Below are 14,697 nucleotides of genomic sequence, written 5' to 3'. Positions count from 1 at the left end.
ACTCGGAACTTCCGTTGGGTATGGAGGCCGCCATGAATCGAAAACTGACTGCTCTTCTGGTCGCTGTGGTCTGCATGGCTGGAGCGGCGATTGCCGCCGCCGCCGGGTTTTTCAAGATCGGCGAGAAAGCTCCGTCCTTTACGTTGACCTCGCTCACCGGTGAAACCGTTTCGCTGGAAAGCCTGAGGGGCAAGGTCGTCGTGCTGGGGCTTTTCCATATCTGCGAGCCCTGCATGATTCAAGGAACGAATCTGCAGAAAGTGTATGAGGCGACGAAGGGCAAGGACGTAGTGGTGATCGGCGTGAACTCCGCTGGCAACTCCAAGAAAGACGTGAGCGAGTTCGTCGCCTCCTTTCCCGTCAAGGTCACCTATCCGTATCTACTGGACCCGAACAAGGTTACGGACAAACTGTACGGTGGAGGGAAGTTCATCCCGAACGTGTACGTGATCGACCAGCACGGTGTCATCCGCTGGCAGCGGGTCGGCAACATGGATCTCGCGGGGGCGGAGGTGATCATTCAGGAAGTGGAGAAGTTGCTGGCGAGCGGGAGCAAATCGATGTGAGCGGGACCTGTCACTGGCTAGCCCGTCCGTCCTCACACCTTACCCGGTGTAGGAACTCCGCTTCGGGCGGATGCGGCGTCCAGGGCAGTGCCGCCTGCGAGTTTGCTTTCGGCTCTTAGAAAGAGAAAACGTGAAAATAGAGTAGACATGGACGAACTGGAAGCGGGGAAGCGGAAGTTTCTCGATCTCGTGAAGGAGATCGACGCCGCCGTGCAGGTGGTGATCCCTGTTGCGCCGTCGAACAGCATGTTTCTGATTTCTTTGACCAAGGGCCCCAATCGTAAATTCATCACTATTCTCGAAGACGATATCATCGATCTTCCCAACGAAGCGGACATTCTAGCGAAAGTGACGAAGGTGGTCAAAGACGCCGTGGCGGTGCTCTGAAGCGGCGTGATGTGAAACAAGAAGAGGAAGCAAGTGATTTCCGCGACGAGTCTTGTTCTTCGAACCCGTCTCGCCAGTCATGCGGTTCTACCATGAAGCAGCTCTTCCCCGGCATCTGGCAGTGGTCCTGGTTCTCGCAGGAGAAGCAACTTGACTTCAACGGGTTGTTGCTGGACGTCGGCGAACATCGGATCCTCGTCGATCCTCCCCCCCTGGTGCCGGACGATCTGGAACAGGTCAAACGCGGCGGGGCGATCGATTACATCGTTGTCACCAATCGGGACCATGAGCGCGAGGCGGCAGCCTATCAGGCCGAATTCAAGTGCCAGCTCTACGTGCCGGAGATTGATGCGCCGCAGATGCAAGTCAAGCCCACCAAAACCTTCCGGGGCGGCGAATTGTTGCCCGGCGGCATCTGGGTCGTGCATCTCAGAGATCAGAAATCGCCGGGAGAATGTGCGCTCTTTATCCCGCAGGGGAAGGGGATTCTCATTGTGGGGGATGCGTTGATCGGAAAACCGCCGGGCTCCCTCAGTATGCTCCCGGCGGACAAATATGCCGATGCCGCCAAAGCTAAGGAAGGTCTCCGCCGCTTGCTGCGCTACAATTTTGACGCGATTCTGGTCGGCGACGGCGTCTCCATTCTCGGAGGGGCCAAACCAGCCCTCGAGCGCGTCATACAGAGCTGAATCCGCCGCTATGCGCAACGGGCTGTCCGAAGAGCTGAACCGCCAGGGCAACGAGCACTTTTCGCGAGGCCATTATACCGAGGCCTATCTTTGTTACGCGAAAGCGCTGGAGTGCGACCGTCTCACCGGCGACCGTCGCGCGCTGGTGGCCACGCTCGGCAATCTCGGCAACATTTGCGCGGTCAGCGGACGGCGCGAAACGGCGCAGGCCTACTATCAGGAAGTGCTCGAACTGCAAAAGATTCTCGGCGACGAACGGGGTATCGGGACGACGTTGGCCAATCTCGGGAACCTGCGCGCGGACGCGGGGGAATGGGACCGGGCTCGCGCCTACTACCTCGAAGCCTTGGACATCATGACGCGTACACATGACGAGGCCGGCAAGGCCGTGTTGTTTTCCGACCTCGGGCTGGTGGCCAAGGAGACGGGACAGTTTGAAGATGCGATCCGCTACTACGAACAATCGCTGGTCTTGATGCGGCGTTTGGGCAATCAGGGCGGAGTTGCCGACGCGTGGCGCATGATGGGACGGACCTACCTGGCTCAGAAACGCTATGACGAAGCTATTGCCTGCTGTCAAACCAGCCAGGCCGTTGCCGAGCGGGCCGGAGATGAACTGCGGATCGGCGGCGCCCGCTATGTGCTGGCGCAGTGTTACGAAGAGTTGGGTCGGCTGCAGGAGGCTGCCGACCTGCTGGAGCAGGTTGTCCGTATGGACCGGAAGCACCGCTTGCCGAAACTCGAGGAGAATGAGACACGCCTGGCGACCATCCGGGCCCGTCTTGCCGGCGAAGTCCGATCCCACTCTGAACCGCAAGAGATCTCCCGATGACCAGCGCCTCCTCGTTCACTTCGTCCTGGGAACAGGCCCGCTCCTTGCTGTACCGGATCGCGCCGGAGTTTTACGAACTGGAACCGGGCGGAGCGCTGGTTCTGGACCTCGGCAGCGAAGGGTGGATACTGGAGGTCACGCCGGACGGGCGCCTGATCTGCCAGAACGGCCTCGCGATGGAAGACATTCAGCGCCTGATGTCCGACGGCACGACGGAAGATCTCGGGACGGACGAGTTGGCGAAACAGGCCAAGTACTATCTCCAGCCGGCCGTCGCCAAGTGCCGCGCGTTTCTCCTCGGCGCCGGCTTCCAAGAGGAAACCGAGATGACGAACCAGTACGTCGCCGTCATCTTCCACAAGACGATGGACTTGCAGAAACTGGACGATCTCAAGGAGATGGTCCTGTGGTGCCGCCGGCAATTCGCGTGACCATGCCGCGTGAACGGTGATGCCCATCCGTTCCTTTGAAGACTTCCGCGAGGCGGTGTTTGCCTACCGTTTGCCGCGAATCATCCTCACCGCGCTGGACCTTGACCTCTTCACCGTCGTCGGTTCCCGCTCCTGGACGATCGCCGAGCTCTCGAAGGAGGTGGACGCGAGTCCGCGCGGGATTGACATTCTCTGCCGTAATCTGGCCGCTGCCGGCCTGCTCCGCAAGCGGAATGGGGTTTACCGGAACAGTCGGCTGGCCGCCGACGCCCTCAATGCGAACAGCCCGCACTATCGCGGCGCGTATCTGCAACTGTTGCGTGAACAGTGGAACGACTGGTCGCAATTGACCGCCTGCGTGAAGCGTGGCAAGCCGGTGGCTCGTCAGGACCCGGATGACCCGGCGTATCGCCGCCGATTCACCTGGGCGATGCACCACCGGTCAACGGCGATCGCGCCCAAGGTCGCCGCGCAGGTGAATCTTCGAGACGCCCGGACACTGTTGGATCTGGGGGGAGGGCCGGGCACCTATGCGTTGGCGTTTCTGGCCCGCAATCCGCGCTTGCACGCGACGGTCTGCGACCGGGCGCCGGCGTTGGGCGTGGCACGGAAGATCGCAGCTTCCCACCGAGCAGGCGATCGGCTTTCCTATCTCCCTCTCGACTTCATGCGCGAACCTGTGCCTGGGCGCTATGATGTCATTTGGTACTCCAATGTTCTGCACATTTACTCGCCGGAAGAGAACCAGGCGCTCTTTCGACGCCTGCTCCCGGCGCTCGCCCCGGGAGGGAGGCTGCTGGTTCAGGATGCGTTTCTGCTGGATCGTGAAGGAATCTATCCGGTAGAGGCGAGTCTTTTCGCCGTGACCATGTTGCTGTTTACCGAAAGGGGCAACACGTACTCGATCGCGGAGACGAGCCGATGGTTGCGGGAAGCCGGGTATGTGCGGGTCCGGCGCGTGAGGATGAAAAAGGGAGCCGAAGATTGGGAGGGCGGCCTGCTAGAGGCCTCTCGTCCGGCCGCACGTCGAAAGACCAGCGCCGCCCCGGGCAATCAAGAGGAAATTCAACCGGCCGGTTGACTTGTTGAGCACGAGGACGGATGGCTGGGTTTCTGGTCTGATTGCCTCCGTGGCCGGCGACTAAACAGAAAAACCGTTCCAGATCACCTGCGTGGGTGAGCGAAAGCGCTGCGGTTGGATGTGCAACGCGTGACAGGGCGGCCAGGCTCATCAACGCGACGAGCAGCCCCAACATGAGTGATACTGATTCGTGGAGCGGGAGTCTCGCACTGATGGCCAACGCCAGCACGCCGGGGCTTGCAGGAGCGCCGGTCCGGTGCGAGGGTCGGTCGTCTCGGTCTGTCTGAAGGTTGTTTTGCTGATGAGTCGGCATCCTGCACAGCCTGAAGTGCCGTGTGTACTGATTTACGACGGCCAATGCCGTCTGTGCGTGACGGCCAAGGCGGGAATCGAGCGGCTGGATCGGAACACGGATCATCGATCGCCCGTCCGGTTCGTTCCGTATCAAAGCGAGGAAGCGGCACGGTACTTGGGCGCGGAATACCGTCCGGGCCGTCCTGATATGGCCTTCCTGGTGGAGGCCGACGGTCAGCTTCGCCGGGGGCTCGATGCCTTTCTTCCTCTCTTGCCCGGCCTGAGGGGCGGCCGTCTTTTGCTGGCTTTGATGCGGGTACCTCTGCTCAAGCCCCTGGCTTATCTGGGTTATCGGATCATCGCCCGAAATCGGTATCGCTGGTTCGGCGAAATCCAGCCACGCTGATTTCATCGATCCTGCTTCCTTCCCGAAAATGTCCTTGCTGCTCCCCCCTTTTCGAGGGGTTGGCCTGTCCTAAGCAGAATTTACTCCAGCTGCTCGCACAGCCAGAATTCCTTAACACTCACCCTTGGAGTTCGTGACATGAAGAGCTTGCCGCGCAATGTTTGGATCGCTTGGTTGATGGCAGGAATTGGACTGCTGCTGTGGGCCGGACTGGGATGGGGCGGCGAGCAGCCGTCGGGCGTTCATGCCGACGTTCCCGTGCTTGCGGCCGGATTCGGGTTTCAAGCCGGCGGCGAGTCGATCATCATGATCAGAATCTACAACGCCCGGACCGGCGAAGTGCTCTCGGAAGAGTCCTTCGACTTGGCGGTGATCGAGGACGGAGCACCGACCTCGGACCAGACGACCGGACGCATCTTTGCCGGCGGTGTCGGCGACGGGGATCACGTTGGCAGGGAGGGGCTGTCGCGATTCCTTCTACGCGTCTATGATGCTCAAACCGGAAACTTTCTGTGGGAAGGCCAATTGAATCTGACGATCAAGGGTGAAGGAGAAACAGCCAGGCCTGTCGCGCGGTTGGTCCGGCCCGCAGTCACGCTCAGGCGGGCTATACAGGAAAGCGGCCCGACCGTACAACCCTATTACCTCGTTCGAGCCCTCGATCCGAACACGGGATCCATGGTGTGGCAGGACCAATTCGTGCTCAACGGAAGCGGTCGTGGCTTCAGCAAGCCGACAGGATATCGGCTGCTGCGGCCGGCTTCGTTCCGCGACCTCGGCCAAGAGTTTGAAATGATGGTGAGCGCGTACGACCGGACAAGCGAAACCCTGTTGTGGGTGGACACCTTCGACTCTTTGGAACAAGAGGCGGCGTCGGAAGAAGAGGCGCGCGCCGGCGTGTTGCCCTCGTGGCCGGGGAGGCAACGGAATGCAGCTGTCAGCCTTGTGGTCTGGAACCACGCCGACTCTGCGCCCCGCCGGTTTTCCGCTTTGCGGTGAGATGCTCCGCCCACTGACGTTGAAATTGGTCATAGGAAAGGGACAGTTTGTCGTGCATCGCCGCAGCCAGCGTGTGTTTCGCCTTGAGCAGCGCGAGCATCTCCCCGATCCGGTGCATGCCGAAGCGGTCAATGAGATAGCGCACGGCGGAATTGGCTTCCAGGTAAGCCACCGCTGCAGCCTCTGTTGACAACCCGCCCCAATTTCCTTCCAGCGCGGTCAGAGGCAAGACCTTCGTTTCGTCCAAGATGACCTGATCCAGATCGGGCCAGGAATCGTCCGCCAATTGCATAGCCAGTCCTTCGTTCAGCCAGGTGGGAACGGTGTCGGCTTCGATGCCCATGCGTTCATGGAGCAGCGCGTGCACGAATTCATGGCGCAACACGCGGGTCAGCCAGACCTGATCGGTCAGGGCGCCCTGGGTCGGGATCTGGATGCGTCCCAGGACCGGATCGAACAGCCCGTCCGCCCACAGCGGACTGCCGGTCACGCTCTGAAAATAGTCTTTCGTATGGAGCACGACAATAATGGGCTTCGATGGAAAATAGCTGAACTTCTGGCCGATGTCCCGGTAGGCCTCCTCCAGAATCTCAAGCACGCTGAACCAGGTCGTCTGGTCTTCTCCGCCCTCGAACTTCACCGTGAAATGGGCGCTGCCGCGGGCGGTCATCTGTTGCTCCGCTTTCCCCATCCGCTTGACCTTGGCGGCGACGGCCTGCAGATAGGCGCGCAGCGTGGGATCGTGCCCGGCGCGGTCGGCGGCTTGGTCCAGGTGACGGGCAGCGGCCGCTAAGTCGTCTTGTTCCTGCAGCAGGTCGGCCATTGCCAGGTGGGGAAAGGGTTCGCCGGGAGCCAGGCGGATGACCGTTTCCAGGAAATCCGGTGTGAGCGCAGGATCACGCAACTCCCAGTAGGCATGGGCAAGATTCAGATGGGCCACAGGGTTTGCGGGGTCCAACGCCACCGCGGTTTTGAACGCCTTGACGGACACCTCGGTGCCGCCCGACTTTTCTTGCTGAACGCCTAGATTGTTCCACAGGACGGCGGCATATCGGCGAATCGGCGGCTGGGCCAACGCCTTAGGAGAAAGGGCGGCAAGCTTCGCCTCCGCTTCGGCGTAATTGGCTTTCTCCAATTCTTCGTGCGCGGCCTTGAGCGTCTCGGCGAATTGCACATCCGGGATATGGCCCGGATCAATCGTGCGGGCCTGTTGGCTTTCTCCGGGCGCCGGCGTCGCCGCGGCCGGTTCGGGCGGTCGCGGCGCCGGTGCCTCGGTTTCCTGCGCTGGGGGCAGCAGCGGCGGTTGGAAGGTCGGCTTGAACCACGCGTGATAGCCGACGAAGACCGCCAGTAGGAAGGCAAGCGGGCCGAGAATATGGGAGATGTTGCGGCGATACATGGTATTCCCTATCGTCGGGAAGTGTAGCATTGCCGATCAGAGACTCCAAAATTGTTCTAAAAATGGGCGCGAAATTGGAAACCCGCGGCGACAGGTCGGAGGCTTTTCCACCCTGACTCCTCGCCCCTCGCCTCACGCCCAGCCATCATCGGCGTCCTACGCCGTGAAAACCTATGGCTTGCGAAGACCGCATGAAATTCATGCTGAAAGGCAAGGCGTCGTCGTTGTCCCGCTCCGGGGCCTGTGTTACCATCTGATAACCTCGCAAACCTGCAGTGCCTTCGCCCCGGATCAGGGTGCGCGGTGGTCAGCGGGTATCATGCGGGGTCGGGGATGCCTGATTCATGCCCGCCTCACCTTCGGCCGCTACCGGCGCCGACCCAACCGATCGCCTGCGGAACTTCGTGCGGCGCCTCGCCCGCCCTCTTGACTTCGCCAGTCGGGATGCCTACGCGCATCTGACCACCGTGAAAAATCTTGGCTCGTTTGTCTCGGCTCAGGTGGTCAAAGCCCTGGCCGAAGCGGTCTATTCGCCCCAGGTGGAAGGGGAGCTGCTGGCCCTTCGCCAACTGTTCGCCGACTTTCACGCGAAGCTGGCCCCCGCCGAGCAGAAGCGTCGCCTGGAACAGGCACGGGCGATCCTTGCACGGCTGGCGAACGTTGAGGTGACAGGCGCGGACGTCACCCATTGCACCGAGAAACGCAACGGACACCCGGAAGAAAGTCCGCTCTCCCCTGGCCCATCCACATCCACCCGGATCGAATTGTGCGCTCTCCCCATCCGGTTCGCCAAAGGGGTCGGGCCCAAACGGACCATGGCGTTGGAACGGCTGGGTGTCAACACTGTGGAGGACGCCCTGTGGTTCTTGCCGTGGCGTTATGAAGACCGGTCGGTGGTCACGCCGATCCGACGGCTTCGCCCGGGCCAGCGGGTCACCGTGTGCGGAACGGTTATCGCCGCCTCGCTGACGCGCATTCCACACCGCCGGCTGACTGTGCTGAACGTGACGCTCGCCGACTCGACCGGACGACTCCACGCCGTGTTCTTCAATCAGGCGTATCTAGAAGAAGTGCTCGTGCCCGGCGTCCGCGCGATGCTGCTCGGACGCGTCCAGATCGGCCGGAAATCCTGGGCCGGCCTGCAGCTGGACGTCGAGCAATACGAACTGCTGGAGAAAGAGGGTGACGTTCCGCTGCATGTCGGCCGCATCGTTCCGATCTACCATGAAACCAAGGGGTGGACGTCCCGGCATATGCGGGTGCTCATCAAGTCGCTGCTGGACCAGTACGCGGCGGCCATGCCGGACATTTTGCCGGAACCCGTTCGCCGTCGGGTGAACCTGCCTCGTATGGCGGAGGCGATCCAGGAGGTTCATTTTCCCAGTCCTGGCACCGACCCCGTGGCCCTGGAACGCGGGACAACGCCGGCGCGTCGGCGGCTGGCCTTCGAAGAATTATTCGTGCTCCAGTTGGCGCTTGGGAGCCGTCAACGATCCGTCAAGGAAGAGATCAAGGGCATTCGGTTCGACACCGGAACGCCGTTGCTCGGCCGCCTGCGCGCGGCGCTTCCCTTCTCGCTCACCCCGGCGCAGGAGCGGGTGATTGCCGACATCAAACGGGACATGGCGTCGCCGCGGCCGATGAACCGGCTTATTCAGGGCGATGTCGGATGCGGGAAAACCGTCGTGGCGTTGCACGCTCTGGTTATGGCCTGCGGTTCCGGTTATCAGGCGGCGCTGATGGCCCCGACGGAGATTTTGGCCGAGCAGCATTATCTCACTCTGCGCGGACTGCTTCAGGAATTGGGATTGAAACCGGTGCTGCTGAAGAGCGGGGGACGGACCAAGGCGCGGATAGCGACATTGCAGGCGATCGCTTCCGGCGAGGCCCAGATCGTCATCGGTACTCATGCCTTGATTCAGAAGGAGGTTCGATTCGCGAACCTGGGCCTGGCGGTCATCGACGAACAACACAAGTTCGGCGTTCTGCAGCGTAAGACCTTGCTGGACAAGGGGTACCATCCCGATGTGTTGGTGCTGACCGCGACGCCGATCCCGCGGACCCTAGCCATGACCGTGTACGGGGATCTTGACGTGTCGGTCATCGACACCCTGCCCCCCGGCCGCAAACCGGTCTGCACCTGGCTGTTCACGGAATCCCAGCGCCGGAGGGCTTATCGGATTGTGCGGGATGAGATCGAGGCCGGTCGCCAAGCGTACATCGTGTATCCGCTGGTCGAAGAGTCGGAGAAGATCGATCTTCAGGCGGCCATTCAGGGGATGGAACGACTGCAAGCCGGAGAATTCCGCGACTGGCGCATCGGGTTGCTGCATGGCCGTCTCAGTACGGACGAAAAAGAGCGGGCGATGGCGGCCTTTAAGGCCGGCGAACTTCATATCCTGGTAGCGACGACTGTCATTGAAGTGGGAGTGGATGTGCCGAATGCCACGGTGATGGTAATCGAGCATGCCGAGCGGTTCGGGCTGGCGCAATTGCACCAGTTGCGCGGGCGCGTCGGGCGTGGAGGACAGCAGTCGTATTGTCTCCTCATCACCTCAGGTCGCTCTAGCGCCCCCTCTTCGGAGGCCCGGCGGCGCCTAGAGGCGCTGGTGCAGTCCAACGACGGTTTTGTGATCGCGGAAGAGGATCTGAACATCCGGGGGCCTGGAGAATTTTTCGGCGTACGGCAGTGGGGCACGCCGGAGTTTCGGGCGGCCAGCTTGATCCGCGACGCGGACCTGCTCCAGCGGGCAAGGCAAGAGGCCTTTGCGCTGCTCGAACAGGACCCCCATCTGGCCAAACCCGAGCATCATGCGCTCCGAGCGGCGATGTTGCGGCGTTGGCAGACGAAGTTAGAACTGGGATCAATTAGCTAATCAAACAGAGGGCTGGGGGCATAAGGGATTTTGAGTGATGAGTCTTGAGTTTTCAACTCAGCACTCAACTCAGCACGCGTAACTGATGCACCCGTTGCTCCTAGCGGGAAGCGAAGCGACCGTGAGCCTTCTACAACGACTGAAACATGATTTGAAAGCCGGATGGGCGACAGTGCGGCGAGGGACGGCCGAAGCGGCGAATCGCGCGATGGAAGAGGCGGAGTTGCTGCGACTGCGGCTGGACCTGCGCAAGGTGGACGAACGGATTCGGGACCTGTGCGGAGACATCGGCGAGCGAGCCGTGGGACTACACGAACGGGGCGAACCAATCGAGCGTGTGTTGAACGACATGGAGATCGGTCGGATGGTCAAAGAAGTCTGGTCGCTTCAGGAGCAACGGAAGAAGATCGAGACGGAGATGGACGCCATCAGGAGCGGCTTGTGACCGCCGTGCCTCCCAAGCAGTCGGACGGTAAAGTGCTGGCTGGGGTGGATATTGGGACCCTGACGTGCCGGCTGCTGATCGCCCGTGTGTCCAATGCAGGACGACTGAGCGAGTTACGCTCAGACCGGCGCATTCTGCGGTTGGGCGAAGGCGTCGATCAGGCTCGTACGCTGCGTCCGGACGCGATGGATCGCGTCATCAGCACGTTGCTGGAATGGAGGAAAGTCATCGAGACCTATCCGGTTGAAGGGCAGATCGCGGTGGCGACGAGCGCTGTCCGCGACGCAAAGAACCGAGACGAGTTCCTTGGACGAGTCAAACGCGAGGTCGGCTTCGAAGTGGAACTGATCAGCGGGGAAGAAGAAGCGCGCCGGACCATGTTGGGCATCAGGTCCGGACTGCCGGAGAGCGTCTCGAGCATCCTGGGCTTGGATATCGGCGGGGGTAGCACCGAGTTCATTCTGGATCGTCCAGGTGCTCCGCCATTTGTCCGCTCGATTGATATCGGAGTCGTTCGGCTGACCGAGCGGATACTGCTCCATGATCCGCCGACCGAGCAAGAACTGCGGGCGGTGCGTGAGGCGATCAAGAAGGAGACAGAGCAGGTTCAACGGTTACTGGGCGACCTTTCCGGGATAACCTTTGTCGGAACCGCAGGGACAATCACGACGCTCGCCGCGATGGCGCAACAGTTGCCGCAGTACGAACCGGCTCGCATCCACAACTATGGGCTGAAGCTGGCCACGGTGCAGAAGCTGGAACAGGAACTCCTCTCACGCACGAAGGCCCAGCGACGAGACATGCCCGGACTCGAAGTCGGGCGCGAGGACGTGATCGTCGCCGGCGTCCTCATTCTCCGCACGGTTATGGAAACGCTGGGATATGCGGATTGCCTAGTGAGTGACCTGGGCCTGCGCGAAGGTGTGCTGATTGATCTCGCGAGGCGGGCCATGAAAAGGTGAGCACTTGGCCTTGCATACGGATGTGCGTGTGCGCAATACGATACTCCATTCCGCCGTGTTGATCGGGGCGAATTGGTCGAGTACACTGGTTCACAAGCGTGTAGCGAGGGAGACCAAACGCAATGCGTGGGAGAGCCCAACAGGAGGACGATGCCCGCAAAGCCGAGAACCTACGCCGCGCCCTCGAACTGACCGAACTCTGTCTGGCGCTGCGGTGCGCCGTTGTCGGTCAGCACTCTTCCTCTCACGAGGCGCTGAAGCAGGTCATGCGAGAGATTCGGCACACAAAGGAGCGCGGATGGCGTCGGAGTCCTTCCTAGCTGGGGCGCTGTCCGATATCATCCGCCATCTGAACGAGCAATCCGCCGACTATGCGTTAGCCGGCGGGTGGGCCTTCAGCGCTCTGGTTGAGCCCCGCGCGACCACCGACATCGATCTCGTGATTCTGATCGAGAATCCCTCTGTAAGCACGCTCGCGCAACTCTTTGCCTCCATCTTCGAGTCCGTTGTTCCACATCCTGCGCCGATGGTGTTCAAAGGCCAGTCGATCTGGCGCATCGTGGGAATCCGCCAAGAATGCGAGATCGTCATGGATCTCCTGCTCGCTGAATCAGAGTTTCTTCGACACGCCCTATCTCGAAAGAAGACGGTTGAGTTTCTGGGGCTGCCAGTGCCGCTCCTCACGCTGGAAGACCTCATCTTGCTGAAACTTCTGGCCGGTCGATTGCAAGATCGCGCCGATCTCGAAAAGATCGACCAACGGCGAGCCGACCTCCAGGTGGATTGGGAGTACGTCCAACGCTGGAAACTCCAGTTGGGAATTCCCTAATGCGAACCGCGAAGGAGTAGATTCGGTCAATAGTCATGTCTGGCACCATTTCTATGACCCTCATTCTCCGCATGGTCATTGAGACGCTGGCGTACAGGGATTGTTGGGTCAGCGACCTGGACCTGTGCGAAGGTGTGGTGATTGATCTGGCGAGGCGACCAGAAGACCGGAAGGCGTGAATCGTGAGGCGTAGGCGTGAGGTGGGGAGATGGAGCATCGTTCGTGAAGCTGGTGAGCCCGTTGAGTCCGTTTAGTCGGTTGTGTCCGTTCAACGGACCAAACGGAGCACGGACCTAACGCAATAAACCATCTGGTTCACGCTTCACGAGGGCCACTTCACTAGACATGACGTCGACGTGCGCGGTTTCATAACCTGAGTCTTAGTCAGTGACCTCATGAGGAGACAGGAGTCCTAACTAAGTGCTCAATTGAGGTGAGCCATGAAACGACATTCCTAAGCCTGTGCCGTCGCGCTTCTCTTCTTCTTGATCATTCTGCAACCGATCTTCCCCAAAATGACCGGTGAGAAAGAGCAAAGCTCGCCTACCTAGCGAGTCGGACCGCCTGTGGTTGTCGCGGGAACGGACGACACCATGAAACAACAAGAGGGGGGAAGCAGTTTAGAGAGGCAAGAGAGGAATATGAACGAGAAATGGATGTGGAACAGCGGCGCGCTAAATTTGAGCATTTAATGGAGGAGAAGAAAAGCAAAGCATGTGAGGCTAAGCAGAAAGCTGTCGCTGATACAATTGAACAGTCCCGGTCTGAACCTACGAAATGGCGATTCATCGTCGTCAGGGTACAGATGGCTCTCGGTCGATTCAGATATAGGATAGGTCCCTTTGACGGGCTGCTCGATGAGAAAACCCGCCGGGCACCCCGAGAGTATCAAGCATATAACGTGCTTTCTCCTACGGGGAGGTATAAACAGAAGGTGTGGAAATAGGAATAGGAAAAGGAAAAGGGCGGTGGCCACCTTTCGGGTGACTAACCCCACCGGGCCGAGGTTTGGCTAAGAAAGGAGGTACCGCCGTGAACGAGCAGAACCCAGAGATTGGAGTGGCGTCAAGATATCTATGGGACCATCTAGAGGACTTTGTGCACGGCCACATCCAGCAATTCGTCCAGCGACTGTTAGTGGAAGAGGTCACGAGGCGGCTGGGCCGGGCGAAATCGGCGCGGCGGGCCGCAGTGGACGCACCGGAAGGGTACCGCGCAGCAATGGGTACGGTCAGCCCCGGAAGCTGGCCCTGACCTGCGGGACGATCACGGTGGCCACGGGTGCGTGGCCTGGCCGAGCGGTTCGTCAGTCGGGTCCTCCCGCTGTGCAAGCGGCGCACGAAGCAGGTGGGGGAGCTGCTCCCACAGTTGTATCTGCACGGATTGGCGCGCAGGGATTTCGAGCTGGCGCTGCGGGGGCTGTTGGGCGAGGGGGCGCCGTTGTCGCCCGCCTCGCTGCAGCGGCTGAAAGCCCAGTGGCGGCAGGAATACGTGGCCTGGAAACAGCGGCGGCTCGACGACCTCGAGGTCGTGTATGTCTGGGCGGACGGGCTGTACGTGAAAGCCGGTCTGGAGGCGGGCAAGGCGGCGCTGCTGGTCCTGATCGGGGCGCTGACGGATGGGTGCAAGGTGGTCCTCGCGGTGGAGAGCGGCCAGCGGGACTCGAAGGAGTCCTGGGGAACGGTGTTGCGGGATCTGCGGACGCGGGGGCTCAAACCCTGGCGCTGCACCATCGCCGATGGCCATCTCGGCATCTGGGCGGCGCTCGCCGAGCCGCAGCCGACGGCCGCCGAGCAACGGTGCTGGAACCATCGGATCGTCAACGTCCTGGATGCCTTCCCGAAGCAGTACCAGGCTGAGGCGAAGACCATGCTGAAAGCCATGCCGTATGCCGAGACGCACGTGGAGTGCGAACGCCTCCGGGACCAGTTCGGCCGCCGGTACCGCACACTAGCTCCGAAGGCGGTCGAACGGTTACACCACGATTGGGAACGGCTGATCACGTTTTATCAGTTCCCGAAGGACCACTGGCGACATCTGCGAACCACCAACGTGGTCGAGTCGCCCTTCGCTGCCGTGCGACTGCGGACGTCGGCGGGCAAGCGGGACCAGCGCGTGGAGTCGGCCACCGCGCGCATCTGGAAAGTGCTCCAGGTCACCGAGCGCACCTTCCGGCGATTGAACGCGCCGGAGTTGTTGGCGGCGGTCTATGCCGGCACACAGTATGGGGATGGAGTCCGGACGAATCGCGTCATCCCGCAGGAAGTCGCTGCCTGATTCCATTTCCACACTTATTGACAGGACCTCCCCTAGAGCATCCCACCTCCTTTACGGGCAGTTTTTCATGTGTCATCGTTACGGCTTTTCTGACCTGACTATTGGTAAATTCAAGATGATAGTCTTCGAGCGAGCACATTCTGGTGTGTGCTCCGGGAGCAAGGGACCGACGCGGGTGTCCTGCCAATTCTTCCCTTATCGTGGGGGCTCTGCGAGCACGAAAG

The 14,697-nt window shown here is 60.8% G+C and carries 14 protein-coding genes and 1 pseudogene; 14 read left to right on the top strand and 1 reads right to left on the bottom strand.

The genetic code is table 11. The features are described from left to right. Positions 1–32 precede the first annotated feature (32 nt). The 8 genes from ACWHTU_RS13655 (at position 33) to ACWHTU_RS13620 (ending at position 5,685) form a co-directional block, all read left to right on the top strand. Positions 33–566, top strand: a complete 534-nt coding sequence (locus ACWHTU_RS13655; protein ID WP_447859924.1) for a peroxiredoxin family protein — start codon at positions 33–35, stop codon at positions 564–566. A gap of 147 nt (positions 567–713) precedes the next feature. After that, a complete protein-coding gene (locus ACWHTU_RS13650; protein WP_447859922.1) occupies positions 714–953 on the top strand; it encodes a hypothetical protein in 240 nt (79 codons plus the stop codon). A 92-nt stretch (positions 954–1,045) separates the two neighbouring features. Then, entirely contained in the window at positions 1,046–1,642 is a 597-nt protein-coding gene (locus ACWHTU_RS13645; protein ID WP_447859921.1) for a hypothetical protein, read from the top strand. A 10-nt stretch (positions 1,643–1,652) separates the two neighbouring features. Beyond that, on the top strand, positions 1,653–2,474 hold the full coding sequence (locus ACWHTU_RS13640) for a tetratricopeptide repeat protein (protein ID WP_447859919.1): 822 nt from the start codon (positions 1,653–1,655) through the stop codon (positions 2,472–2,474). After that, positions 2,471–2,905: a hypothetical protein gene (locus ACWHTU_RS13635; RefSeq protein WP_447859918.1), complete on the top strand. Its 435-nt coding sequence runs from the start codon at positions 2,471–2,473 to the stop codon at positions 2,903–2,905. Before ACWHTU_RS13640 ends, ACWHTU_RS13635 begins: the two co-directional genes overlap by 4 nt. Positions 2,906–2,924: 19 nt before the next feature. Then, a complete protein-coding gene (locus tag ACWHTU_RS13630) occupies positions 2,925–3,986 on the top strand; it encodes a methyltransferase (RefSeq protein WP_447859917.1) in 1,062 nt (353 codons plus the stop codon). A gap of 301 nt (positions 3,987–4,287) precedes the next feature. After that, positions 4,288–4,686, top strand: a complete 399-nt coding sequence (locus tag ACWHTU_RS13625; RefSeq protein ID WP_447859916.1) for a thiol-disulfide oxidoreductase DCC family protein — start codon at positions 4,288–4,290, stop codon at positions 4,684–4,686. A 138-nt stretch (positions 4,687–4,824) separates the two neighbouring features. Then, positions 4,825–5,685 (top strand): hypothetical protein, encoded by an 861-nt coding sequence (locus ACWHTU_RS13620; protein ID WP_447859915.1) that lies wholly within the window; start codon positions 4,825–4,827, stop codon positions 5,683–5,685. Here ACWHTU_RS13620 and ACWHTU_RS13615 read toward each other — a convergent pair. Beyond that, complete coding sequence (locus ACWHTU_RS13615; protein WP_447859914.1) at positions 5,624–7,084, bottom strand: peptidase MA family metallohydrolase; 1,461 nt, start codon at positions 7,082–7,084, stop codon at positions 5,624–5,626. The genes ACWHTU_RS13620 and ACWHTU_RS13615 overlap by 62 nt on opposite strands. A gap of 344 nt (positions 7,085–7,428) precedes the next feature. On the opposite strand from ACWHTU_RS13615, the gene recG reads away from it, so the two are divergent. The 6 genes and pseudogenes from recG to ACWHTU_RS13585 all read left to right on the top strand — a co-directional run bounded on the left by recG (position 7,429) and on the right by ACWHTU_RS13585 (position 14,473). Continuing rightward, positions 7,429–9,960, top strand: a complete 2,532-nt coding sequence (recG, locus tag ACWHTU_RS13610) for an ATP-dependent DNA helicase RecG (protein WP_447859913.1) — start codon at positions 7,429–7,431, stop codon at positions 9,958–9,960. Positions 9,961–10,045: 85 nt separating this feature from the next. Beyond that, positions 10,046–10,405 (top strand): hypothetical protein, encoded by a 360-nt coding sequence (locus ACWHTU_RS13605; protein WP_447859912.1) that lies wholly within the window; start codon positions 10,046–10,048, stop codon positions 10,403–10,405. Further along, positions 10,402–11,367 carry a Ppx/GppA phosphatase family protein gene (locus ACWHTU_RS13600; RefSeq protein WP_447859911.1) on the top strand — a complete coding sequence of 322 codons (966 nt, stop codon included), beginning with the start codon at positions 10,402–10,404 and terminating at the stop codon, positions 11,365–11,367. The genes ACWHTU_RS13605 and ACWHTU_RS13600 overlap by 4 nt, the downstream gene beginning before the upstream one ends. Positions 11,368–11,665: 298 nt before the next feature. Then, positions 11,666–12,196: a hypothetical protein gene (locus ACWHTU_RS13595; protein WP_447859910.1), complete on the top strand. Its 531-nt coding sequence runs from the start codon at positions 11,666–11,668 to the stop codon at positions 12,194–12,196. A gap of 652 nt (positions 12,197–12,848) precedes the next feature. After that, positions 12,849–13,142 (top strand): peptidoglycan-binding domain-containing protein, encoded by a 294-nt coding sequence (locus ACWHTU_RS13590; protein ID WP_447859909.1) that lies wholly within the window; start codon positions 12,849–12,851, stop codon positions 13,140–13,142. Positions 13,143–13,228: 86 nt separating this feature from the next. Continuing rightward, positions 13,229–14,473: pseudogene (locus ACWHTU_RS13585) on the top strand (IS256 family transposase). The last annotated feature ends 224 nt before the right edge of the window (positions 14,474–14,697 follow it).

The organism is Nitrospira calida (assembly GCF_976986435.1).
Note: the sequence above shows the minus strand (reverse complement) of the source record. Positions and strands in the feature narration are given on the sequence as shown.